This is a genomic window from Nostoc sp. DedVER02 (assembly GCF_034530675.2).
Lineage (GTDB): Bacteria > Cyanobacteriota > Cyanobacteriia > Cyanobacteriales > Nostocaceae > Nostoc.
This window is the reverse complement of record NZ_JAVRCP020000022.1, coordinates 1-24,414: the sequence shown is the minus strand read 5'-3', so window position 1 is coordinate 24,414 and position 24,414 is coordinate 1. Positions and strand designations below refer to the sequence as shown.

The following is a 24,414-nucleotide window of genomic DNA, read 5'->3' as shown; positions in this document are numbered from 1 at the left end:
TGGGAATGGGGAATGGGGCATGGGAAATGGGAAATAGGGAATGGGAAATGGGGAGAAAGCAAGGGAGCAAGGAGCAGGGAGATTAGTTTTCCCCTCTACCTCTTTTCAATTCCCAATTCCCAATTCCCAATTATTTTTTCAGTTCATTAAGTAATTGAATTACATGATCTTCAAAACATTTATTTCGGTTTTCAACTGATTCAATCAAAGGTTTATCAAAAAGATTAATAACATATTTACCTAATTGAATGCCTAAAGGTTTTAAATGCCCACCTTCAAGAGTTTGCACAAATTTTTGAGGTGGTTTTTTAAAAATATCAGTAAACCATTCACAGGTTAGTTTAGCAATGTTGTCAGACCGGAAGCAGACTAAACCCATGATCTTAAATAGCCCACTATCCTTGATTAAATTCTTGGTTTCTTCAGGAGTTGGTTTCACACCCCAACCAAGATTGTCAATGATATTCGCTAAAAACTGAGGGCGGATTGCGCTTGCTGTATCACTAATATCAGGCGCTAAGAGGATAGAAACTTGCCCTTTAATAAAGATGCTATTAATTTTAACTTTCCGATTTACATAAGTGCAAATTAGTTTCTGATCTTCTGCAATTTTTCGTTGAAGCTCCTCAAAGAGAATATTAATATCTGCAATAACAGTTTCTATCTGTGACTCATTTGAAGTATAAGCTAGCAGACTCCGAATAAACTTTTCCCTTTCTTGAGGCTCTGGAGGTAAGGCAGTAAATCCTTCTAACAAGGAAATATATTTACAGCCAAGGCTATGTCCGATCCAAGAAAAGTTTTTATCATCTAGATAGGCTTCATAATCATATCCTTCAACAGTTGCCATCCTCACAAGCTCTGGCAGAATTTCATACTGCTCTCTCATGAGAAAACCCGCTTCTACATAATGGTCAAACGTAAAATTAAACGGTAAAAGAATAATAGTATATCCCTGCTCAAATAGAGATTGAAGCAGATGGCGATAAAAAAGCATGGGTGCAAATGTACCAAAGAAAGCTCCTGCAACAAATTGAATTACTCCTTTAGGCTGTGGATGCAGAGCAACCCAACTGTGAGAAACAGGTTTAAATCTCAGTTTTAAATTTGTATTAACCATGATTTAGCAATGAGTCTATCTGATTTTGGTAACTGTATGCTTAATCTCCAAACTGAAGTTGTTGCTTTTCGGATTATTTAAAAGATATTTTTCCAAAACTGGGATGCTCATCTAAACCAATAAACTTTACTTATATGGATTCAAAAAGCTTGTATATTTATTCTGAGTATAAATACTCAAGTTACCACATTCAATTGACTGAAGTTCAAGCAGCCATCTAAATTTATTCTGGTATGAAAAAATTGGTGTTCCAATTAATACGCCATAAAGTTTGATACATGGTTAAATAAAATACTAAAGTCCCAAAAAGCGAGAAATATCTATATTTGGAGATGTAGTGCAGATGGTTTTACCTAAGATATATAAGAGTTTTCTGATAATAGCTACTGTTACACTAGTTACAGTGTTGGCAGTTTCAGGATTTGCTAAGACCAAACCTCAACACAATGTAATAATTTTCATTACCGATGGATTGCGACCTAGTAAAGTTAATGCTAGAGAAACTCCTAATCTTCATCAAATTCGCCAGCAAGGTGTAAGTTTTGTCAATAGTCATTCGCTGTTTCCTACTTTTACTACCGCTAATGCTTCTGCGATCGCAACTGGACATTATCTCGGTGATACTGGTGATTTCAGCAATACAATTAATGTTGGCTTTCCTGTCAATAGTGCTAATAATAGCCCCGTTCCTTTCTTAGAAAATAATGCTGTATTGGGTGAAATTAGCCAACACTTTGATGGCAATTATTTAAACGAAGAAAGTCTGTTAGATGCCGCGCGTGAAGCTGGATTTAGTACCGCCGCCGTTGGAAAGATTGGGCCAGTATTAATTCAAGATATTACTCAACGAAGTGGTAAATCTACAATCATAATTGATGATGCCACAGGTTCTCAAACGGGAATTCCTTTGAGTCCCGAAATAGCTGAACTGTTAACAAAAAATGGCATTGACTTAAAATCACCGACGCGAGGAGATAACGGCAAATCTGGAAACAGCACAGTACCAGGTACTAAAATCGCTAATATAGTTCAACAACAATACTTTGCCGATATAACTACAAAAGTTCTATTACCTCTATTCAAACAACGGCAAAAACCTTTTGCTTTAATTTATTGGTCACGCGATCCAGATGGAACTCAGCATAACCAAGGTGATAGTCTAAACACTCTGACTCCAGGGATTAATGGCCCCACTTCACTAGCGGCCCGTCAAAATGTCGATAACAATCTCGGACAAATCCGTGCCGTTCTCAAACAGCTAAATTTAGAAGCTTCCACAGATATTTTTGTGACAGCCGATCACGGTTTTTCTACCATCAGCAAGGAGAGTAAAACCAGTTATTCAAAGACACTTGATTATCCAGATGTTGTAAAAGGATTTTTGCCACCTGGTTTTTTAGCTGTTGATATTGCTCATGGTTTAGGATTGCCTTTATTCGATCCAGATAAGCAAAATGTTGCGGTCGATCCAACTCAGGGTCAGTTTTCTAAAAACGGTTTGATTGGTAAAGATCTGAATAAACCTGATGTGTTAGTGGCTGCTAATGGTGGTTCAGATTTGATTTATTTACCTAATAGTCAAAATAACAAAGCACTTGCTAAAAAAGTTATAGATATCCTCTTAAAAGAAGATTATGTTAGTGGTTTATTTGTAAATGATACATTAGGTTCGATTCCAGGGACTTTACCCTTAAGTGCGATCGCGCTTAATGGTAAATCTCATCTTCCTAGCCCTGCGATCGCAGTAAACTTTCGAACATTTGATACAGGCTGTGGCGACCCAACTGCTTGCGGTGTCGAAGTTGCAGACTCTGCTTTACAGCAAGGACAGGGGATGCATGGCTCTTTTAGCCGTGCTGATACTTACAATTATATGGCTGCAATCGGCCCTGACTTTAAGAAAGCTTTTGTAGACCGAGTACCTGTGAGTAATGCTGATGTGGCTATTACCTTAGCTAAGATTTTAAATTTGAAGACTCCTCATCAAGGAAAACTTATAGGTCGTGTTTTAGATGAATCTTTGGTCAGAGGAGCCAAAAAAGTTTCTTTTAAATCTAATACTTTGACATCTCAACCAAGTAGTAATGGATTAAGAACAATCTTGAAGTATCAAACTGTTGGCTCAACTAGATATTTTGATGTTGCTGGTTTTCCTGGTCGGACGCTCGGTTTAGCAAAATAGTACGCAATTTTATACTCGTTTGTTGGCTCAAACTGTACCCAATACCCGACCCCGAATTGCAGCTTAATTTTTATAGCTATTAGGGCAGAAAGCCAAGCAGTAACATGGTCACTCAGGAACCTTGCTACGTGCTTAGTTATGTGCTATTTAAATTGAGGGATCTGGAATGTAAACAAATTCTTCATCCTCATTATCTTGAAGGTATTCATCGCAAGTTGAAGCATTCCTGATATTGAAAAGTTGAGCAAAACCAGAAAACTATCCTACTCCTTAGAACACTTCATCATAAAGCAACTTGCTAATATCAACATCGTTTTTACGTGCAATATGTAAATCCTAACACTGTCAGTTTGATTGGCAGCATTTTGAAGATATTGGCACAAGCCCAGCGAACTTTTCCCGCTTCAGTTTAGCTAAAAACTTTTTTGTCACATCAACTTTATCAGTAAATCAAGACCAGTTAAGCATTGTCGCCAGCGATTTGTGCGTAATAAAGCTTGTACAATTATCAAGGCGGTTTTTACTGCCAAATACTTCTCAGGTGTAAAATTTATCGACAGCAAAATTTTTATACTTTGTATTTTTCCATCCTTCACTTGTGGCAAAAATTACCCAAGTTAAGCACTCATATATTGCAATAGATAACTTTTACCCTTATGACTGGAGAGCAAAATCTTGGGAATAGAACTACGCAGTTTCGTATTTCTCGACAGCCTGCAACCTCAACATGCAGCATATATGGGAACAGTAGCCCAAGGCTTCTTACCATTACCAGGGGATACATCACTGTGGATTGAAATCTCTCCTGGTATCGAAATTAATAAGATTACGGATGTAGCGCTGAAAGCGGCCTCTGTTCGTCCGGGAGTACAGGTAGTTGAACGACTCTACGGACTGTTGGAAGTTCATTCTAGCTCTCAAGGCGAAACACGGGCTGCTGGTCAAGCCATTTTAGCGACATTAGGAGTCCGAAAAGAGGAATGTCTAAAGCCGCGTGTTGTTTCTAGCCAAATTATCCGCAACATCGATGCTTACCAAACACAACTTATTAATCGCACGCGACGGGGACAGCTACTACTAGCAGGACAAACACTGTATGTATTAGAAGTGGAGCCTGCTGCTTACGCGGCACTCGCTGCTAATGAAGCTGAAAAAGCCGCATCGATTAACATCCTTGAGGTTCAAGCTGTAGGAAGTTTTGGACGGCTTTACTTAGGTGGACATGAGCGAGATATTCTAGCAGGTGCGGCAGGGGCGTTATCGGCCATCGAAAGTGTAGCTGGTCGGGCAAATCCTCTAGGTGGTCGTCAGGAGTAAAGGAGAGAAAATGGCAAATCGAGAGCATCTAGCTTTACTGAAAGCAGGTGCAGTTACATGGATTGAGTGGAGAAAGAGAAATCCTCAGATTGAACCAGACCTCAGCGCCGCAAATCTGCAAGGGGATAACCTCAGAGGCGCAAACCTCCAGGAGGTAAATTTGAGAAAGGTAGATTTAGGTAATGCTTTACTCGTGCGAGCAAACCTCAGTGGTGCTGACCTCAGTAGTGCTAACCTCTCCAAAGCCTTGCTTGTTGAAGCTAACTTGAGTAATGCTAACTTCAGTGTTGCTAACTTGAGTGGTGCTATGCTTACGCAGGCAGATTTGAGTCATGCTAATTTGATTGGAGCCGACTTGAGTGAGGCAAATTTGAGAGGCGCTGCGATCGCTCATGCTAATCTAATTGGAACTGACCTAAGAAACGCTAACTTAAGAGATGCTGATTTAGGTGCAGCGAAACTAATCCGGGCTAATCTCTCTTTTACCAACCTGATTGAAGCTAACTTGATTGAGGCTGACCTCAGCGAGGCAACCTTATATGAGGCGGAATTACTGGGGGCTTATCTTTATAAAACTGACCTTTACAAAGCTAATTTAAATAAGGCTCGCTTCAGTGGTGCTTACCTGTTGCGGGCTAACTTAAGTGAAGCTGATTTGAGTCAAGCTGACTTGAGTTGGACTAACCTGAGAGGCGCAAATTTAGGAGGCGCTAATCTCAGAGGAGCTAACCTCAGAGGAGCCGACTTGAGAGGAGCTAACCTCATCGGTGCAAATCTTCAGGAGGCAATTATGCCTGATGCTTCAAGGCACAATTAGTTAACAACAAACAGCATTAACGTTGTACTTTATAGAGACGCGAAAGCATTACAGCAATTTCGCGTCTATACAAAAGTTTTGAAATCATTAAATACCAAAATCGCTTTAAACAGTGACTTTTGAACCATCAAATTTTGTGAAGGTGAAGCCATTGAATATTTCGTTGTAACCCAATTTCTCATCCCTCAGCAGACTAATAGCAACCTCTTCCCCTAAAGCTAAAGCAGCTGAACCATCCGAACGCCAATGGATACCACCATGACCGCGACCAATAGCATAGTTAGTTGCCAGTTTATTCAACTCTCCACCTACAGTCAGTGGTGGCCCACTATAAGGAATTACTTTTGTAGGATCGTTGGGATCAGGCACTACAGGATCGGGGATAACAAAGTTTTCATCAAAAAATGCTTTCAACAGCGTGACATTAACGCCAGCAGTGGCAGCCGCACCACCTGTATAGGAGGAATGGGTAGGCGCTCCTTCTGGATATGCTTGGGGTAATAGATAGCTGCCAAAGGTGCTAAAGGTCTGAGCCAAAGCTTTAGAATTCAAGACCTCGGAATTAATCGGATACTGAGTTTTATTGATAATATTGTTGTAAACTAGCCCACCATAGGCTTCCGGGCGTAGAATGCGGTGTACATAATATTTCTGCCAGTATGACGCTCTAATGACACGTGAACTAGCCAAGTTAAGCAAAGCTTGTAAATGTCCTACTGCAAAGGTTGCATTAGAACCACTTTGAGTTTTCGAGTTGATGTAGGGATTGCCCGGGTTTAAAGGTGTACCGATGCTACCAAGAATAAAAGAAGCACCAAGGTATGTGGGGCCGCCAATATGGGCATACTCACCTAAATCCCGAACCGTAACTATATAACGGTTGTTGGGGTCGTATTTAATAGACTTCCCGGAACTACCTCCATTCTGAATAGTTAACCATTCTTGGAAATCGATTAGAAAATCATTACCAGGAAGAGCAGTACGAATCAGTGGCGAAACAGATTGAGTTCCCCAAGAAATAGTTCGTAATAAAAATTGTGAGATGTAAGGCCCATCTAGTACTCCTGGTGGAATAACATATTTTGTAGTTTGATCTGAATTGACGTAATTGACACTACCGCGAAATAAAGTTTGAGGGGTGACACGGCCATTTTGTTTTGGCCCTCGAAAGGCTGAAAGCTTGTTGAGGTCTTCAACAGCTGCTAAAACCTTTGGGTTGTCAGTATTGTTTTCGAGCTTAGAAAGAGGCACATCTCGGAGTAAAGCTTGCCAGTAGAGTTCAACTGCTTCAGCAGCACGTTCTTTACTAGCTAGAGTCGGTGGTGGCGGCACTGCTATCTGGGCTGCATTGATTCCTTCTAGGCTAATTGCTAGTGGCCCTTGAGGATTGACCAGCTTTCTCGTACCACCCAAGATAATATTTTCATAATCATTCGGGTTTTGTGTTGTTAGTGCTTTAGTCAAAGACTTGTAAGCTTCCAATTGAACTTCACCAAGTCCGTTATGAGGTAGTCCCCTACTATCAGAACCGATTTTGTTCGGATAACGTTCCTCATCGCCGTTGGTTGGATGTGGCGGAATGGGAATATTCCGTTCAAGTCTAGCTGCTTCAACACGTACTCGATAGGCTTTATCAACAAATCTGTTGTAGTCGAACGGTCGATTATTATACCGCCTGTTAATATCTTGGGCTTGTACAATATCTCCTCCGTTCTTTGACGAGAAAGGTGAACCGAAAACTCCTGCAACAACGCTAGCAGCACTAAACAAACCAGCACGACCAAGGAATGAACGTCTACTGGCATGACTACCAAAAAAACGTTTGCTACTTACACGCGGTTGTTTTGGTTTCTCTACTTCACTATTAGCCTGAGTATCTAGCTCAGAATCTTGATGAGAATTAGGATCTACTTGCATAAGATGTTCTCCACGGGTAAAAAATAATGCCAAAAGCTAGTCATGTGTGAATACATGAGCAATTGAAAGCTAGAACAACTAGCCCAAACAAGATACCCATCTCCGAAGAAACAGAGTAATCTTACCGGATTTGCAATAAAACCTGGGGTTACTCTACTAGAGTGATTTTCCCAAAAGTCATGTCGGCATTCAGTGCTGATATGATGCCTTCGATCAGATAGCAGTGATACTTCGCTAAAACCACTGCTAATTCTAGTTAAACTAAAATACGGTAACTCGACTGATTTACAGTATTTAGTGTTGTTAAGTCAGACTTTCTCACAATTAGGGATTAAAATCAAGAGGTTTTTACAATAAATTTAGCAATAGTGTGAAAGCCCCAGAGGAAGGGGCAAGAGGATTAAAGCGTACCGAGTTTTTTTCAAAAATCAAACCCAATACAGTCTCGTTAAGCAAGCATTTCTTTGTTCACTGACGAGACACTGCGCGATCGCTTTCTTTGCGCCTTCTCTATGAGACACTAAGCGATCGCGGTTTGTTAAAAAATTACTTTGATAAAAAATTAAGACTTAACTGAGCCGTATTGTCCTACATTCTTAGACATTTAGCTTTTACTGGATTGTGTAAGTAAGCCCAACTCTGCATAAACTGGATGTAATATCTTTCTTATTTCGGGCAGTTGTCTACTAAAAAAATATGCTCCAAAAATGCAACAAATACCACCAAATAATAAAGCATTAGTAACACCAAAATAGCCTGCTAATGCTCCAAAAAATAAATTACCAAAAGGTAGTATTCCTAAAAAACCAGTTGTAAATATACTAGTTACTCTACCTCTTTTATCTTCATCAAGCAGAATCGACTGCATAAAGTTATTAATTGAAGCCAAAGTTAAAGTATTATTCATGCCTATAATAAACATGAATATTAAACAAATTTCTAAATTGGTTGAGCGAGAAAAAACTATTAAACTTAAACCTAAAATCGTGGCAGAAATAGCTATAATCTTTCCCAATCCTATAATATTTTTTCTAGAAATGAGATAAATGCCTGAAACGATGGAACCAAGAGCCGAAGCCGTCATTAGATAACCCATCGTTTCAGCATTACCCTTCAAAACCTCTTGAGCAAAAATTGGTACAAGATTGACATGAGTCATTCCCATAAAACAGATAACAATTTGCAAGATCAATAAATATTTAATTGGCAAAAATTTGTATGCATAAACAAACCCTTCTTTAATATTATTCAAAATTTTGGGTTTTTGAGTCGATGAGTTATTGATAATTGGGTTTACTTTGATAGTTAAGATTGCAGATACAAAAGGTAAATAGCTAATACTATCTACTAAAAAGCAAGAAGCTGCGCCAGTCCTAGCAATTAGTAAACCTCCAATCATAGGACTAACAAACTTTGCTGTATTAATCAAGAATGAATGGGAAGCCATTGCACTATAAGTATCTGATTTATTATCCAAAAGTCTAGGGATAATTACCTGGCGGGCTGGTAAATCAAAAGATTTCACTATTCCCTGAAGTGTGCCAATAACAATAATCCATACAACGTTGATGTTATTGCTAATAGTTAAAAAAGTCAGGATAGAAGATAACAGAATAGATACTAGCTGAGTAGTTAATAGAACATATCGTAAATTCCAGCGATCTAGCAACACTCCTACTAAAGGAGTAATAATCAAACCCATAGCTTGATTCGTAAATCCAGCAACTCCAACTAATACAGCTGAATTAGTTAATTGATAAACTAACCATACTAATGCAATTTGAGTCATCCAAGACCCAAAAAAAGATAAGCTTTCTCCAATAACGAAACAAGAAAAATTTACAGATTTAAGCGCAGGGGGAAGTTCAAAATTAGCAAAATTTCGTTTGTATTTTTGGAAGTTCTCTCTATTGGTTGGTAGCATGAATATTTCCCAATTTTGTCAAAATAGACTTAACTTTAAAATCTGAACTAGTTATTTGTAATAACGGCTTTAGCCTTTGAGATTGAGTGATAAATTCTTCATTACAAACTTTTGTAACTTTAGTAGAGATATTCCAACGTCTCTACTAATTTTCTTGATGAAAGCAGACTTACATATCACCAGCCCTCAGAGAGTATTAGTCAAGCTGAATATTAGTAATTCATAAAGTTTGTGTGCTTAGTATTAACATAAAAAAATAGCCAGAATGTGACTAGAGTATGTACAGCAACATGTCTGGTCGAATACCCGCAATGTTTGCAAATCAATCCATAAACCCTACCGACAAGCAGCAACGGGTGGAGAACGTGAGATCATAGCCAAGCTCGATCGTATTGAACAGGCCAGAGTTTATCGTGTCCTAATTGTTTGGCTGCTAGATGCGGCCAGTAAGGGTTGCGGAGTAGTTCACGTCCCAACAGTACTATATCAGCTACTTCTGTGCGAATAATTTCATCAGCTTGTTCAGGGGTTGTAATTAAGCCTACGGCTCCTGTCTGGATATTGGCTTCGCGGCGGATGCGTTCGGCAAACTGAGTCTGATAGCCAGGTTTAATTGGTATATTGATACCCGGTATAATGCCACCTGATGAACTATCAATCAGATCAACTCCTAAAGACTTAAGTTTGTCACTTAAAGCGATACTTTGCTCAATGTCCCAACCTTTATCTGCCCAATCTGTGACAGAAAGACGTACCCAAAGTGGATGCGTTTCAGGCCAAACCTCTCGGACTGCTTGAACAACTTCTCTAAGTAAACGAGTGCGGTTTTCAAAGCTACCACCATAATCATCTTGCCGTTGGTTAGCAAGGGGTGAGAGAAACTGGTGAAATAAGTAGCCGTGAGCAGCATGAATTTCAACTACCTTGAAACCAGCTTGCAGAGAACGTTTAGCAGCTTGGACAAAGGCATCAATAACTTCCTGAATTCCATCAATACTGAGGGCTTCTGGAACTGGACTATCTTTACTGAATGCGATCGCACTACTCGAAATCAAAGGTCGCCAACCTTCCTGAGATTCATCCAGCACTTTCCCGCCTTTACTTGGTTTGGCAGTACTGGCTTTTCTACCTGCATGAGCAAGTTGAATACCTGCAACAGCCCCAAAATTATGAATCAATGCCACAGTTTTAGCTAAAGTTTCTATGTGTGCATCTGACCAGATTCCCAAATCTTGAGGGCTAATGCGTCCGCGAGGTTCTACAGCTGCTGCTTCTGTTAGGACTATACCCGCACCACCAACTGCGCGAGAAGCTAAATGAATAACGTGCCAATCATTAGCATATCCATTCGTACTGGAATATTGACACATCGGTGAAACAGCAATACGGTTGCGAAATGTAACTTCACGAATCTTGAATGCTTCAAACAGATGTGCCATTAATATTTATTCCTTCTCTTGCTAGTTAAAATAAATTGGGGAGGGATTTGCAGAATGAACTCAATTTTGCATTAAACGGCTGAAGATTTTTTGTTGCGTACACTGAAATGAGCCATCAAAGCTACAGCTAATAAAAAAAACGCCAATATACAAATACTTTCCCTCTGTCCCAATCCTCATGTATAAGACTCTTACAGCAGTTTTCTTTTACATGAAGTACAAAGCTATTGGTTTTGAGGCAGGAGGTAGATCGCTTTTAGCGTCTCCCCTTGGGAGAAGGCAGAATTCTAATAATGGAAGCGTTTCATTCATCTAGAATGGTTAGTTTATTTCTGCCGCGATTCACTCGAAACCTGATTAAGACTTGGATGAATCGGCTTATAATCCGGTTCTTGGTTTTGCAATTCCCAAATATCGCATTTGACTTCTTCTTGATCGATTAATAACTGTAAATGATCTGGTAATTTAGTTTTTTGCGAAATTGGCCAAATTTCTCCATAAAAATATTCTCTTTCAATTTGTCCAAGAAACATAGCTTTCTTCTCCACTAATATCACTGTTTGATTTTTTATTCAGGTTTATATAAGTCTGATCTAATACACACTTTATTCAAGGACACTCTCAGAGAAAACTCCGTAAAGCTTTCCGTTGTTCTGTGTCTGATAAAACATATTGAATAGCAGTACCACTATTACCCCTTGAACAGCAGCATTCCAAGCCGCCCAAGTTGCTGATAGTCTCCCACTTATGACTAAAACATTAGTCTTTAAATTCAGTTCTGAGATTAAACTATTATCTGACTTAGATGTATATTTACTCACGATTAAATCTCCTAACTTATTGAATTGGGCATTGATTCTGCTCTCGTACCGTGAGAGATAGCTTTTAAAAACCCTTGTAATAGAAGGTAAAAGTTTATTTAGCACTAAATTTTGAGTTGATTAGCTCACCCAGAAAATTCACCAGTTAACTACGGTAATTTGACCGAGTTACAGTAATATGTAATTATGAGATTAGATTTACATAGATTGCGCTAAAAAACAAGAGGTTATTAAAATTTATTGATATTAGTCTGTAAAAAAGTTGAGTCTGTAGCGAAAACTTTTTCAAAAAAATTAGGAATTACGCCCAACAACACACTATAAGCGCTATTGGTTACGTAATTCCTAACACTGAAGGATAATAATTATACTTGTCATTAATGGTTAAACAACAGATTCAGCATCGAATAGGCTAGATGAAATTAATTTTCTGTAATTCTGGGTGTGTATCTCTGAGTCTCGTTAGCTATTCGTTAGGGATTTTAGCAAAATTTTAGCCATTACCATTGTGAAAAAGGGTGTTTTACTAAATTGCTGTTGAAATATCTGGAGTCATCAGAAACTTCTTGTCCAATCCAGCTTGGTAGTTCAATTTGTTGATTTTCATCATTAAGTTCAACTTCTGCTAGTATTAATCCTTTGTTAACACCATCAAACTCATCGATTTCCCAAATTAAACCACCAAACTCGATTTTATATCTGATTTTCTCTATAAATGGACGTTCACATAATGTCTCAAGTATTTCTTGAGCATCTTTTACAGGAATAGGATACTCAAACTCTAATCTCGAATATTTTATATTGGGGCCTTTAATGGTCAAATAACTTTTTTCCCCTACTACACGTATACGTACAGTTGCTTTGTTTTGTGTGGCAATATATCCTTGACGATATACACTACCCTCAGCTAATGCTCTCCAGCTATCTCCGATAACTAAATATTTTCTTTCTATTTCTGTCGCCATTTTTACAATACCTTTTTTCAAAAAAAGATTATGAATAAATAGGGTTTATAGAGTAGATTTATTGTTTTTTAAAACATTATATAGGAATTCGGTTTTATTTCTGAAAATATCCGTAGGATGTGTTAGCGACAGCGTAACACATCAAACCCGTGATAATAGTGCGTTACTAACTCCGTTCTAACACACGCTACGATACCTAATTTCGTTCAAAAATCAAATAGTAATCCTATAGTAATTTACCTGACAATAGCTGTAAGTTCTTCTCTTGCCAAAGCTAATCCTTGATTAGCATTTTTAAACTTTGTTTCATCTGTAAATTTATGACCAAAATATTTTAAATAAGCTTCTAGATACCTAATACGTAAGTGGGGATCAGCCGGACTCTGAAGGAAAGGTAGATCAGCTTCAACCATAAACCGGATAGCTAACAAGGGGATAGGGCTACGGAGTGGGCGAAAGTTTGGGTTATGCAGACCAGGACTTTGATTACGTTTATGAAACTCTCCTATCATTAGTCCTGATTCAACAAATAAAGTTTTAAGCTTTTTCTGGACACTATCTATTATTTTATAAGATTCTTCATTAATATCAGGAAAGATAAGTAAAAAAGCTTTATTAATTGCTAATTCTTGCTCTTTAACTTTCATCTCAATAAAGAGATTTCGGTAGCGTCCAACAATCTCTTCTAATTGCTCTGGATACAAATCTTTTGTACGAATAACTGCTAGACGAATACTGTTTGACTTGAGAGAGTGAGGTACAAAGGGGCAAACTGGGCCAGGTCTTCCTAAATCAGGATGAGGCTTCCCTAAAAAGCTTTTCACCCAATCCATAATTTCAAGCAAGTAAGGAAGGTCTTCACTTTGCTTGATTTGTTTGATTTCAGTAGTTGTATAAAGTTCCATAAATTTGAGTAAAACTGAATAAATTTAAAGTCAAAATTCGGAAATGTTTCTTCAAAACTATATGCTTATAAACAAAAACTATTTAAGCAAAAAAACACGTATGAATTTTGTGATTTATTCTTCAGCAATTCATTATAAAGAAACAAAAATAGTATATAATTTTTGTTTATTATAATTTTATGGCAATCAATACACAAACATATTTTTGCAACAAGCAATTTGTGTCCATTAATTTCTCGTGGTTTAGCGAGAATATACATGTATTATCCAGCTACTACTCTTACTATTTTCTACTCTCAAGTTTCTATTATTTTCAACGAGTATATTGTAAAGTTTATATCTAAATAGTTATTTCTACTGTAAAAATTTAGTGTTAATTTAGCAATAGAATCAGCTTAATATCAAGTTAGTTAGATTTTGCTTAAGTAAAATATTAAAAATGAAGTTCAATTTCATACAATAGAGTTAATTTACAGCAGTTTGTCAGTGAGGTACAAAATGCAGAACTTATTCATGAGATTAAGAGTTCTACCTCCTTCCTCCTGCCTAAAAACCCGTAGCTTTGTACTTCATGCGAAAAGAAACTGTTGTAACGATTATTGTAGATAAAGCTGTAGCAAGATTACTGTAGGAGCATGAATGAAAGTATGAAATTTAAAGATAATGATAATTAAAACAGGGGAGGAGGGGAGCCACGCTTGCCTCCTACCTCGCTCCCCGCATACGATTATCATTTTTACTAGGAATGTTTTGAGTATTTTAATTGATTGACAAAAGGCGGATATTTTTTAGTTGGCAGTCCCTTATTTATCAACAGATTCTTTTATCACTGTCATAGCATCAGGAGGAATCTGCGTAATTAGGCGAAATGGAAATGCCGTAGTTGAAGCGAATTGAGCATAATCTGATGTCAGGAAGATAGCATACTTTTGAGCTTCTGGAGTCATCTGTGCAGCAAAAGCCAGAGTTATGGCTTTAAGGTACTTGCGAACATCTGCTGCTTGTTCACCCACAACTTCACCACCACTAATCGGTGTATTTGGTTGTCCTACCTGATCCAAAGTAGTACTAGGGTCTTTTATACTTAGATGAGTACCCCCAACTATACCAACTAGCCATTTTGGGGATGGAATTTTGTCAAATCCCACAATCTGTTCGCTTAAAGCTGGGGCGGTTTTATCAGCAGAACCTGCTAATACTAAAGTAGGAATTTGCACCTTAGTTAATCCAGTTTCGCCAAACATCAGAGAAGTTGTAGGATTGAGAGCGATCGCCTGTTTGATTCTAGTATCCCGTAGTTGGTAGGTATTTTCTGGTAATTCTTGGGCAATGCATTGCATAGCTTCTCCCAGACTTAAGATAGCCAAATTCTTTTTACAGCGTTGTTTGAGCCGTTCTAATTGTAATTCGGCTCCAGCAAGTGCTAAAGCTGTACCACCACCAAAAGAATAACCAACAACCATCGCGTTTGTGGTTGCAAGTTTCCCTTGGAGAGGATGATTAGGCGTTTGGTTAAGTTTTTCTAATTCATCGAGAACAAAACTAATATCTTGAGGGCGATTTAAAAACTCTTGAGGCTGCACAACCCTAGTTTTGCCTTGTAATGCTAAGTCAGTATTTGCCGCATTACTACCAGGATGTTCTAAAGCTGCTACTACATAACCGTGGGATGCTAGATGTTCTGCTAAGTAGCGTAAGTCTGTGCGGACTGATGCGAAACCGTGAGAAAAGACAATTACGGGTTTATTGGGGGTTGCAGCAGTTGACCAGTAAATATCAACTGGAATTTTGCGGTTACGCTTTTGGTCATTCAGGCTTAAGTTGAGTATTTTTACTTGAGCATTTCCTGATTGGCTAGGATCAAAAGGAAATGCAATCTTCGGTGTTCTAGGATCGAGTTGGGGAGCAATGGATAGCATAAATTGCTGGGTACGCCAAAAAGCTGTATTCAAATTCCCTGCAACTATAAAAGCCTGTGGCAAATTAATTTCCAAACGCTTACTCGGATAAGCAGCGATAAAACTTAGTATAGAAAGACCCTGTGGTGCAGTAGAGCCTAATACCAATCCTGCTCTAAGTGCTTGTACCCCAGCTTTATCTTTTCTGGCTAAGGCAGTAGCGAAGTCATTGAGAATAGTTGTACCAATCTGAGTATTAACTAACCGATTAATGGTGACAACATTCATTGGTATATTCATGCCCAGCGCTCCCAAGAAGAAGCGGCGTTGTTGTTCAGATAATCCTTTGGCATAAGGCTGTAAACTTCCAGGCAATTCCCCGGTTTTTGCTGCCTTTTGCAACTCAGCCAGAGAAACGGATTCTGTAAATAAGCCTAAACGGATAACAACGGTGTCAGCCGCAATGGCCGAACTATTTACTGCGAACTGTGTAAGTGCGACCGCACCCAAGAAACCTGCAACTGTCTTAAGGCTTCCCCAACTTCTTCCCATAAATATTTATACCAATCATTACTTACGGGAATATAACGAATATTTGTGTATTTGACTACCCCATTCATTTCTTAAGGCTTTGGTGCCGTACTCTTTGCGCTCACACCCTACGTATCTTTTCAAAAATCAAATAGTAGTCCTATATATAACTAACCTTATAAGTGTCAGTATTAAATAAGTATTCAATCAAAACATAGAGTATTTAAACCAATAAAATTATCTATTTTTAGTTCAAAGCTTGATTCTTAGTTGCTAAAAAATAAACAAAAGACAAAAGCACCTTTTCTTAAGGTGCTAAAAAAAGCATTTGATTTTTCAGACAAATTTTTAAGGATTGTAATTGTTAGCGCGGGGACTGCGAGTACCAGTTACGGCTCCAATCATTGAAGCTATTAAACCCAACAAAGAACCAAACACAAACCACCATAATCCTGAACGTAAATTAGCTGCCGCTTCCCGAGCTTGTTGGGCACTTACGTTTGCTTGTGGTATATTAACACCACCTTGCTGTTGTACCTGATTTATAACTTCTCCAGCGTTAGAAGCAGCAACACCAAAAGCACCAGATACTCCACTTGCTAATAGCCATGAGCTAACCGCTAAAGTTGTTGCCCAAAGAATTGCGCCATTAAGAAGAGCCGTATTCCGGTTCATTGGGCCACAAGCACGAGCAGTAACCCAACCACCAGTAAATAGAGAAATTAGTAAAGCGATAGTTGACCAAAGCCCCGCATTACCCGCAGCGTTAGGGGCAATTGTTCTGGGTGCGCCTGAACCTTCAACAGTGCCTGCCGCAACAGCGCCAATTATAGCGCTTAAAATTAATTGAGTAGCTAAAGAAACCAATAAACCAGAAATAATCGGCCCCCAACGAACAAGATCGTGATATTCAGCTACTCGCCCTGCTACAGCAGGTTCATTAGGAATAACGTCATTACCTGTACGATTTACGTATGACATCGTTTATGTTCTCCAATGCTCTTTGAGCAAACTTTATCTCAAATATATTCATGTTTCTGTTTAAGATTAAATAACTTAATCGTTTGTTTTAATATCTATCAACAGAAATAGTTGCTTAGTCTATCTTTGGTAATAAAGTATGGGTTTCTGCAATAACTTTTAATACATTTTAGGGTTTATTGATATTTGAATAATTCTTTATAAATTCTCAATATAAAATTTTTATCTTTTTTTCGGGAATGTATCAGAGGCATTTGTGTATTTTACTACTCTATTGATTGTCAAAAAATAAAAGCAGATTTTATCCTGTACTTGACAGCAATCGCTCTGTTATACAAATATAATTTTTTTAGAATCTACCATTACAAAAGTTAGGTAAAGCTACTGTAAATATGGGCACTTAATGGAGTATACCTAACTAAAACTATAATTTTGGCTATTATTTACAGAAGTGTACACCAAGGCGCTGTTAGTAGGAATAAATATAATCAAAAAATAATAATAGCAACAGATTGTAGAATTAATCACAGTAAAAAAAATAAGCATATATCAGTGTTATTAGCCACAAAATATTGATTAGTTTTCAGCTAGATTTAATCCTGTAACGAAGCTCTAAAACAGAATAGGCAAGTGCAGATACAATCTGTAGTTTTTTGGTGGTTGAGATTTTGAATACAATTTTTTTATCAAAATTTAATCGCCTGATTAATATTTTGTCTTTGCTATTTGGAACTTGTTGCAGAGGTGTTGCAGAGTTGTTGCAGGTGAATAGCTTTACTGCTGTAGCTTCACTATAATTACTCATCGAATTTGAACAACCGCATCAACAATTTTTCTTGACTTTATGCGTCGCAGACTTTACTTTACTTTAATTCTGCTATTCTCTGTGATTATTATTACAGTGTGGTGGCCTGTGAATGATTCTGATTGTAATTCCGAAGCTTTTTTAGCATCAAAAACTACAAAATTCAAAGTGAATGCGACTAAAGTTATTATTCAGCCGTGGCGTGGTCGTCACCATGTATATGGAATCTTTATGATTCCTGATGAATACAAACAAGCTGAATTTTTTGTGTTAACAGTCCAAGGTGCTGCAAGTTACTGTTCAAAACAATTTGGTTATCAAAAAAACTTTAATGATATATTTGCTGAACCAGGAACTTATCTGCTGAAAAAGTTTATTAGAACTCGAACTGCTCTAAGGCTTATTTTCCAAGGCTTGTACTTTCAAATCAATGATAATAAAAATTGGACGTTGACTTTCCCGGAACTAAAAACTAGTCAAAACAAGGGATAAAGGTAAAAATACTCAATTAAAATCTTTATAATGGAAAAAATAGAGATAGTCGATATCCACCTGTTGAAGAACGTGGGATTCCCACAAAAGTAGAAAGTAAAATTACGTTCTTCTTCAGTCTTAATACCTGAATAATAATTATTTACTTCTATAAAAAAGCAGCTTTAATCGTGTATGCAGTTAGACTTGAGATAAAAGTTTGTCAGCTTTATAACAACTTTCAAAAGTAAAGATAATCAAAAATTAACGCATTCTTACCGCAGTACCTGTGGCAGTAATCAGCAAAAGAACTCCTGACTGGTCAAGATTGATTGTACCAGTATCAATTTCAATCCCAATCACTGCATTTGCTCCTAAACGTTGCGCTCGCTGTTCTAATTCTTCTAGTGCCTTGCGTTGACCCTGCTCAAATAAACGCTCATAGCTACCAGTGCGTCCACCAATAATATCCCGAATACCAGCTAAAAAGTCCCGCAAGAAATTGCTACCATAGACTACTTCTGCTGTCACAATGCCTAAATATGACTCAATCACGGCTCCTTGAATCACATCAGTGGTAGTTATTATCATAAATTAGTCTCCTTGATGGCATATTTGGTTAAGATTTGATATTTATTATCAAAATACATTTCCAAGTATAGTCTGTATTGATACAGTTTTTATCGACATACTCGCACATACTTTTAGATTGCGATCGCTTCCAGAGAAAGAGCGCACAGGGTCATCGCAAATACGCTTTTATTTCTACTATTGTACTGACTAAAAGTTAAAATCTGAAGGAACATTTTAATTACTAAGTTTATCTTACCACCTAATGACTAAAAAAGGATGTAAAGGTCTGGATAGCAGTTTACTAAAAGATAGTATTAATGACTCCAAATGCAAGGAAAATTTAATACAGAACCAGCGAGCTATTAAATAAAATAAAAAACAGTAATAAATGTTAAAACCTCTGAAATTGGCATAAAAAAGTGGGCCAAATTAAATATAAAACCCACCCTGCCTCCAGCTTCTCTTTGCTTACTGAGGAGAGGGATTGAGGGTGAGGTTTGCTCTTATATTTAATTACACCTACCTACTTATCACCTCTTTAGGATTAAGTTAGATATCTGTAGCCTTTCTCTAAAATGCACGTATAACTACTGAATTAAAAAGTTTCATTTTGTTATTTTACTGATTTATATGTATGTAACTTCATCTGAACTTGATATCTTACACTTCATTATTCAGTAAAAACTCTGTAATGTATTGTTGATTGTAAAGGAAAGATGAGATGAACTATTCACATCTTAATCAATACGAAGAAATACAGTTTTCAAAAGTCCAGATTTTTGTTTTAATGTACAAGAAAAAAGTCATCTAAAATTTCAGGAAATTTACTGTGTACAAGCCTACATCATTTGTGTTTAGCGTGGTTTTACTAGGATGCTTTGCCTTCACTATACCTTCAGTGGCTCAGGCTGAGGTATTAGTGGCACAAGCTAAAAACCCACAATTAAAGCAACTACTAGAAGAAGGACGGAGGTTAGTGGATGGTGGCGATTATGCTGGTGCGATCGCAGTTTATAAAGAAGCAGCTAGCCTAGATCCCAAAAATGCTAAAATTCATTCAGGTATTGGCTACTTATACGCTCAACAGGGAAATTACCAAGCAGCACTAACTTCTTATCGTCGTGCGATCGCCATCAACCCTAACAATAGTGATTTTTACTACGCTGTAGGTTACATCAAAGCCAATTTGGGAGACACCCCTGGAGCAAAAGAAGGCTACCGTCGCGCCATACAGTTGAACCGTAACAACGTCAACGCCTACTTGGGATTGGCTGTAACCCAATCTCGCATGGGAGACTATACTGCTGCTACCTGGGCATACCAACAAGCAATCGACTTAGATAAGAACAATGCCCAAACTTATGAGTTGATGGGTTCCATGTATAAACAGCGACGACAAGCGAAACTTGCCAACAGCTTGCTTCAAAAAGCCCGCGACTTGTACAAGCGTCGCAATGACTCCCAAGGAGTAGACAGAGTAGAAGCCATGCTGCGACAGTTAGGAGGATGAGGTTAATCTAACTTGCGTCCCGTTAATTCCACAAAAATATCTTCCAGGTTAGAGGGACGCACCATCATTCCGGTTTTATCAGACTGTTCATTCAAGTAAATATTCGCGGATTCTAATGATGGGAAAAACAAATATTCCCAACTACGCGCACTCTCATTCCCCACTTCAGACAAACCCAATTGTTTCATCACCAAACCTTCACCGTGAACAGAACGGAGTTGTTGTAAAGTTCCCAAAGAAATTAGCCTACCGCCATCCATAATACCGATGCGTCCTGGCTTGGTAGAGCCAAAAGCATCGCACAAAAATTCGACTTCATCCATATAATGAGTTGTCAGTAATATCGTCATCCCTTGTTTATTTAAATCCCGAATAATTTCCCAAAGTCGCCGCCTGGTTTGGGGGTCTAGTCCTACGGTTGGTTCATCCAAAAACAGAATTTGTGGCTGATGCAATAAAGCTCTCGCAATCTGCAACCGTCGTTTCATACCCCCAGACAGGGTTTTTACCAAATCATTACGTTTTTCTGCTAGCTCAACATACTCTAGCCATTGATTAATCAGTTTTTGTCGCTGCGGGTTACTAATGTGATGTAGTCTCCCATGCAGTTCCATATTTTCCCAAACGCTTAAATCGTTATCCACACTGGTTTGCTGCAAAACTACACCAATACTTTGTTTTGCTAGCATTGCTTCTTTTATCACATCATATCCACCTACTTCTATCCGTCCTTGGGACGGTTTGGTGAGTGTAGTCAGCATCCGAATTGTGGTTGATTTACCTGCACCGTTTGGGCCAAGTAGAGCAAATATTTCCCCTGGTTCAATTTTGAATGACAGGTCATTGACTACAGGTACATTGTTATAAAACTTGTAGACGTTTTCTAGAAAAACAGCAGCACTCATAATAACATTGCTCCAATTAAAAATTTACAATCACTTTATTTGAAAAATAATTGCGGCAGATAAAATCCTATAACCATTTAAGAGAAATAATTCTTAATTCAAAATATAAAAGCAAAATGGTATTAGTACTGATACTGATTACCTGTAAGGTTGCTCTCCAAACAAGGAGTTAAACGTTTTTTCTTCGCTTCTCTATTTGTTCAATGGCTGGCGTAGGTAGATGTTTTTGCTACCACAGTTCTGAGTTTCCTTTTTGCGCTGGATGTTTTTTACTCATAATGTATTACTAAGAACATCTACTTTGATGTTCTTAGTAATACATCTTATACATCTCGTCAGTAAACTTGATTTTTGAAAAGATACGTAGGGTGTGAGCGCAAAGAGTACGGCACCAAAGCCTTAAGAATGGTGCGTTACGGCTTACGCCTAACACACCCAACAAATACTTAGATTTTTCAGAAATCAAATATGATTCCTATACAGAGCTAATCTTTAGCCCCTTCCCTTGTAGGTAAGATTCAAAGCCTCTCTCCTTTTAGGAGCTACTGTGTACACACAAATCTTTTACAGTTGCTACGTAATGTAGAGTAGGCTAATCATTGCAGGTCGATGCATTAAGATTGCAGGTCGATGCATTAAGATTGCAGGTCGATGCATTAAGATTGCAGGTCGATGCATTAAGATTGCAGGTCGATGCATTAAGGTTGCAGGTCGATGCATTAAGGTTGCAGGTCGATGCATTAAGGTTGCAGGTCGATGCATTAAGATTGCAGGTCAATGCATTGGGATTGCAGGTCAAATGTAGGGTAACTTTAAAAGACTTGTGTGTACCCCGTAGCCTTTTAGGAGAGAAGTTAAACTGTATTGCTTCTATTCGAGAAGCACTATAGTCGATGTTAGTTTAGAAAGAAAAATAACGGTTTTGAATTGTGATTACCTAGCCGATTTAATCTGTAATTTGAGCCGTCTCACTCTTTTGGCGTATTTATTTTAGTTACTAAAGGTAGCATTTTATATCCTTAGTTAAGGTTAATTTGATTTTCGGATAGATACAATAATGCTCATATAGTAGGTGGGCATTTTATTTCTTAGATTTCCTTTAGTTGTAAAACCTTACTTCTTAGGGACATTTTATTTTTCGGATTTACCTTAGTTGTATAACTTTACTTTTTACTCAGCATTACAGTCCCTAATCCGATCGCAACTAAAGCTCTGACAGCATAGGAAGTCTCTAAGATTTATGCCTACTAGTATGCTGCAAACGGCCCTTCAGTTGGACAGGCTTATATCCTATGAAACCGGATTACCTGATTGTCGGCAGTGGTTTATCGGCATTGGTCTTTGGCGCTTTGATGGCAAACTCCGGCAAGACCGTGCAAATACTCGAAGCTCATGAGCATCCAGGCGGCTTTGGTCACACGTTTACACTAGCTAAAAAATACACGTTTAATGCTCAATTCCATTATGTTTGGGATTGCGGTGAAGGACAAACGGTTAATCGCGTACTCAAAAAACTGGGTTTAGATGGGGAAGTGACTTTTGAGCGGTACGACCCGAATGGTTTTGACCACATGCGAATGCCGGGATATGCATTAGATATTCCTTCGGAACCGGAGGAATTGATTCAGCGATTATCAACGCTGTTTCCTAATCATAGTAATTGCATTCGCCAATTCATCAACGACGTTGAAAAAACGAGCGCTGGTTTGAAAAGACTTGCTCCTCCAGTTAAGCCAATTGAACTGCTCAACCATGCAGGTGAAGTATTTTGCGCTGTCCAATATCTCAACAGCACACTTCAGGATGTATTCGACAAGTTTCAGCTACCTCAAGCCGCCCAAACCCTATTGGCTCTGCAATGGCCTGATTTTTTATTGCCTCCGAATCAACTCTCGTTTTATGCCTGGGTCGCTTTGTTCAAAGGCTATCAAGCTGGTGCATTTTATCCAACCCAGCATTTTGAGCATGTCATCAATTCCTTAGTCAAAGTGATTGAATCACACGGAGGGGAGGTACTGCTCAACCATGAAGTCACGAATTTTAGACTTACAGACCGAACCATCACTGGTGTTGAGGCGATGGATTTAACCACCCATCAAACTCACGAATTTACAGGCGACACCGTGATTTGCAACATTGACCCCAAAAAAGCCGCCAAAATGATTGGTGAGTCAAACTTTTCCAAAACCGTGCGCCGAAAACTCAACTATGAGTATTCTGCATCTAACTACATGGTTTATTGCGTCGTCAAAGACCTCGACCTCAGAGATTATGGATTTGGCAAGTGGAATCTCTTCCACACAGGTCATGAGGATTTGAATGAAGCTTTTGCTCAGATGTATCAACACAATGACTTTTCCAATCCCAGCTTTGCGATAACAACGCCCACTTTATTAACAGAAGCGAGTCGGGATTGCCCAGAGGATTGCCAGATTGTCGAATTCCTTACCGTTGCCAATTACAACTATTTTAAGGAGTTGCGCCGCGATCGCAAAGCCTACAACCAGAAAAAGCAAGAGATATTCGATTCCATTCTGGATGTAGTAGAAAAACAATATGTACCGAATTTTAGAAAACATATAGTCTTCCATGTCACGGGTAGCCCCACCACCAATGAACGTTTTTGTTGGTGTCCCAATGGGAATTCCTATGGTTCTAGTCTCACACCGCGCAACATGGGCTTGGGACGGTTGAATCACGAAACCTCACTCAACCATTTCTATTTCTGCAATGCCTCATCCGGTTATCCAGGTTTTGCTCCCACATTCTGGACTGGAGCATTGCTGTATCAAAGATTATCTGGTGACGTGCTTTTAGGTGACAGCTAATACCATTTCACGAAAATAATGAAACAGTTCTAAACCCTGAAACTTAGACTAAGTAAGACTTTCTTAATTACGAATTACGAACTACGAATTACGAATTGGTATGAGAGGTCAGTTATGAGAATTGCAGTTATCGGTGGTGGAGCCAGTGGTATGGCTACAGCTTACCTGCTTGATAAACAAGGGCATCATGTCACCGTGTTTGAACGGCAGCCCATGTTGGGGGGACATATTCGCACACTTAACAAGAATGTATTGCCTAACCAATCCGATTGTAATGAAATGTTGGAAAGTGGAGTATTAGAATTTCCTAGCATATTTCATAACTTCATTGCTCTCATGCAAGAGCTAGGAGTCGAACTAGAACCCATCCATGTTGGTTCAGCTTTATTCCCCAAAAATGGCGATCGCTTTTTATCGAGGGTAACAACTGATACCAATTCTTTATGAAGCTGCGCTAAATAAGGCTTCAAGGATAAAGTCGTAAGAAGTAAGAGAAGCAATCATC

Annotated in this window: 19 protein-coding genes and 1 pseudogene; 8 read left to right on the top strand and 12 right to left on the bottom strand. The window is 38.4% G+C overall.

What is annotated here, in order from left to right; all coding sequences use genetic code 11:
* Positions 1-130: 130 nt before the first annotated feature.
* Complete coding sequence (locus RMZ41_RS20810; RefSeq protein ID WP_322642689.1) at positions 131-1,120, bottom strand: DUF1350 family protein; 990 nt, start codon at positions 1,118-1,120, stop codon at positions 131-133.
* A gap of 343 nt (positions 1,121-1,463) precedes the next feature.
* On the opposite strand from RMZ41_RS20810, the gene RMZ41_RS20805 reads away from it, so the two are divergent.
* The 3 genes from RMZ41_RS20805 to RMZ41_RS20795 all read left to right on the top strand — a co-directional run bounded on the left by RMZ41_RS20805 (position 1,464) and on the right by RMZ41_RS20795 (position 5,436).
* The gene (locus RMZ41_RS20805; protein ID WP_322642690.1) at positions 1,464-3,302 is read left to right on the top strand and encodes an alkaline phosphatase family protein; all 1,839 of its coding nucleotides are present in this window, start codon (positions 1,464-1,466) and stop codon (positions 3,300-3,302) included.
* A 675-nt stretch (positions 3,303-3,977) separates the two neighbouring features.
* Positions 3,978-4,619: a hypothetical protein gene (locus RMZ41_RS20800; protein ID WP_322642691.1), complete on the top strand. Its 642-nt coding sequence runs from the start codon at positions 3,978-3,980 to the stop codon at positions 4,617-4,619.
* A gap of 10 nt (positions 4,620-4,629) precedes the next feature.
* Entirely contained in the window at positions 4,630-5,436 is an 807-nt protein-coding gene (locus RMZ41_RS20795; protein ID WP_322642692.1) for a pentapeptide repeat-containing protein, read from the top strand.
* A gap of 105 nt (positions 5,437-5,541) precedes the next feature.
* On the opposite strand, the gene RMZ41_RS20790 is transcribed toward RMZ41_RS20795, so the two are convergent.
* The 9 genes from RMZ41_RS20790 to RMZ41_RS20750 form a co-directional block, all read right to left on the bottom strand.
* A complete protein-coding gene (locus RMZ41_RS20790; protein WP_322642693.1) occupies positions 5,542-7,353 on the bottom strand; it encodes a vanadium-dependent haloperoxidase in 1,812 nt (603 codons plus the stop codon).
* Between the two features lie 604 nt (positions 7,354-7,957).
* Positions 7,958-9,277 carry an MFS transporter gene (locus RMZ41_RS20785; RefSeq protein ID WP_322642694.1) on the bottom strand — a complete coding sequence of 440 codons (1,320 nt, stop codon included), beginning with the start codon at positions 9,275-9,277 and terminating at the stop codon, positions 7,958-7,960.
* 371 nt (positions 9,278-9,648) lie between these two features.
* A complete protein-coding gene (namA, locus tag RMZ41_RS20780) occupies positions 9,649-10,716 on the bottom strand; it encodes an NADPH dehydrogenase NamA (RefSeq protein WP_322642695.1) in 1,068 nt (355 codons plus the stop codon).
* Between the two features lie 326 nt (positions 10,717-11,042).
* Positions 11,043-11,249 (bottom strand): hypothetical protein, encoded by a 207-nt coding sequence (locus tag RMZ41_RS20775; RefSeq protein ID WP_322642696.1) that lies wholly within the window; start codon positions 11,247-11,249, stop codon positions 11,043-11,045.
* 72 nt (positions 11,250-11,321) lie between these two features.
* Positions 11,322-11,537 carry a hypothetical protein gene (locus RMZ41_RS20770; protein ID WP_322642697.1) on the bottom strand — a complete coding sequence of 72 codons (216 nt, stop codon included), beginning with the start codon at positions 11,535-11,537 and terminating at the stop codon, positions 11,322-11,324.
* 500 nt (positions 11,538-12,037) lie between these two features.
* Complete coding sequence (locus tag RMZ41_RS20765) at positions 12,038-12,502, bottom strand: CYTH domain-containing protein (protein WP_322642708.1); 465 nt, start codon at positions 12,500-12,502, stop codon at positions 12,038-12,040.
* Positions 12,503-12,738: 236 nt separating this feature from the next.
* On the bottom strand, positions 12,739-13,407 hold the full coding sequence (locus RMZ41_RS20760; protein WP_322642698.1) for a DUF6875 domain-containing protein: 669 nt from the start codon (positions 13,405-13,407) through the stop codon (positions 12,739-12,741).
* An 803-nt stretch (positions 13,408-14,210) separates the two neighbouring features.
* Entirely contained in the window at positions 14,211-15,857 is a 1,647-nt protein-coding gene (locus RMZ41_RS20755) for an alpha/beta hydrolase (RefSeq protein WP_322642699.1), read from the bottom strand.
* Between the two features lie 327 nt (positions 15,858-16,184).
* Positions 16,185-16,817 carry a hypothetical protein gene (locus RMZ41_RS20750; RefSeq protein WP_322642700.1) on the bottom strand — a complete coding sequence of 211 codons (633 nt, stop codon included), beginning with the start codon at positions 16,815-16,817 and terminating at the stop codon, positions 16,185-16,187.
* Positions 16,818-17,661: 844 nt separating this feature from the next.
* Between RMZ41_RS20750 and RMZ41_RS20745 the strand changes: the two genes are divergently transcribed.
* Complete coding sequence (locus RMZ41_RS20745; protein WP_322642701.1) at positions 17,662-18,114, top strand: hypothetical protein; 453 nt, start codon at positions 17,662-17,664, stop codon at positions 18,112-18,114.
* Positions 18,115-18,357: 243 nt separating this feature from the next.
* Here RMZ41_RS20745 and RMZ41_RS20740 read toward each other — a convergent pair whose 3' ends face one another.
* Positions 18,358-18,684, bottom strand: coding sequence for a YbjQ family protein (locus RMZ41_RS20740; protein ID WP_100900674.1), 327 nt, complete (start codon positions 18,682-18,684; stop codon positions 18,358-18,360).
* Positions 18,685-19,495: 811 nt separating this feature from the next.
* Here RMZ41_RS20740 and RMZ41_RS20735 point away from each other — a divergent pair.
* Positions 19,496-20,176 (top strand): tetratricopeptide repeat protein, encoded by a 681-nt coding sequence (locus RMZ41_RS20735; RefSeq protein ID WP_322642702.1) that lies wholly within the window; start codon positions 19,496-19,498, stop codon positions 20,174-20,176.
* A gap of 2 nt (positions 20,177-20,178) precedes the next feature.
* Here RMZ41_RS20735 and RMZ41_RS20730 read toward each other — a convergent pair whose 3' ends face one another.
* Positions 20,179-21,081, bottom strand: a complete 903-nt coding sequence (locus RMZ41_RS20730; protein WP_322642703.1) for an ABC transporter ATP-binding protein — start codon at positions 21,079-21,081, stop codon at positions 20,179-20,181.
* A gap of 599 nt (positions 21,082-21,680) precedes the next feature.
* Here RMZ41_RS20730 and RMZ41_RS20725 point away from each other — a divergent pair.
* The 3 genes and pseudogenes from RMZ41_RS20725 to RMZ41_RS20715 all read left to right on the top strand — a co-directional run.
* Complete coding sequence (locus RMZ41_RS20725; RefSeq protein WP_322734394.1) at positions 21,681-21,971, top strand: hypothetical protein; 291 nt, start codon at positions 21,681-21,683, stop codon at positions 21,969-21,971.
* A gap of 402 nt (positions 21,972-22,373) precedes the next feature.
* Positions 22,374-23,909, top strand: a complete 1,536-nt coding sequence (locus tag RMZ41_RS20720) for an NAD(P)/FAD-dependent oxidoreductase (RefSeq protein WP_322642705.1) — start codon at positions 22,374-22,376, stop codon at positions 23,907-23,909.
* Between the two features lie 114 nt (positions 23,910-24,023).
* Positions 24,024-24,347: pseudogene (locus RMZ41_RS20715) on the top strand (FAD-dependent oxidoreductase); the annotation flags it as partial.
* Positions 24,348-24,414 lie beyond the last annotated feature (67 nt).

Excerpts from the sequence above, each read along its gene's own strand:
- RMZ41_RS20810 (WP_322642689.1), bottom strand. The coding sequence starts at position 1,120 with ATGGTTAATACAAATTTAAAACTGAGATTTAAACCTGTTTCTCACAGT.
- RMZ41_RS20805 (WP_322642690.1), top strand. The coding sequence starts at position 1,464 with ATGGTTTTACCTAAGATATATAAGAGTTTTCTGATAATAGCTACTGTT.
- RMZ41_RS20795 (WP_322642692.1), top strand. The coding sequence starts at position 4,630 with ATGGCAAATCGAGAGCATCTAGCTTTACTGAAAGCAGGTGCAGTTACA.
- RMZ41_RS20790 (WP_322642693.1), bottom strand. The coding sequence starts at position 7,353 with ATGCAAGTAGATCCTAATTCTCATCAAGATTCTGAGCTAGATACTCAG.
- RMZ41_RS20785 (WP_322642694.1), bottom strand. The coding sequence starts at position 9,277 with ATGCTACCAACCAATAGAGAGAACTTCCAAAAATACAAACGAAATTTT.
- namA (WP_322642695.1), bottom strand. The coding sequence starts at position 10,716 with ATGGCACATCTGTTTGAAGCATTCAAGATTCGTGAAGTTACATTTCGC.
- RMZ41_RS20775 (WP_322642696.1), bottom strand. The coding sequence starts at position 11,249 with ATGTTTCTTGGACAAATTGAAAGAGAATATTTTTATGGAGAAATTTGG.
- RMZ41_RS20765 (WP_322642708.1), bottom strand. The coding sequence starts at position 12,502 with ATGGCGACAGAAATAGAAAGAAAATATTTAGTTATCGGAGATAGCTGG.
- RMZ41_RS20760 (WP_322642698.1), bottom strand. The coding sequence starts at position 13,407 with ATGGAACTTTATACAACTACTGAAATCAAACAAATCAAGCAAAGTGAA.
- RMZ41_RS20755 (WP_322642699.1), bottom strand. The coding sequence starts at position 15,857 with ATGGGAAGAAGTTGGGGAAGCCTTAAGACAGTTGCAGGTTTCTTGGGT.
- RMZ41_RS20750 (WP_322642700.1), bottom strand. The coding sequence starts at position 16,817 with ATGTCATACGTAAATCGTACAGGTAATGACGTTATTCCTAATGAACCT.
- RMZ41_RS20745 (WP_322642701.1), top strand. The coding sequence starts at position 17,662 with ATGCGTCGCAGACTTTACTTTACTTTAATTCTGCTATTCTCTGTGATT.
- RMZ41_RS20740 (WP_100900674.1), bottom strand. The coding sequence starts at position 18,684 with ATGATAATAACTACCACTGATGTGATTCAAGGAGCCGTGATTGAGTCA.
- RMZ41_RS20730 (WP_322642703.1), bottom strand. The coding sequence starts at position 21,081 with ATGAGTGCTGCTGTTTTTCTAGAAAACGTCTACAAGTTTTATAACAAT.
- RMZ41_RS20720 (WP_322642705.1), top strand. The coding sequence starts at position 22,374 with ATGAAACCGGATTACCTGATTGTCGGCAGTGGTTTATCGGCATTGGTC.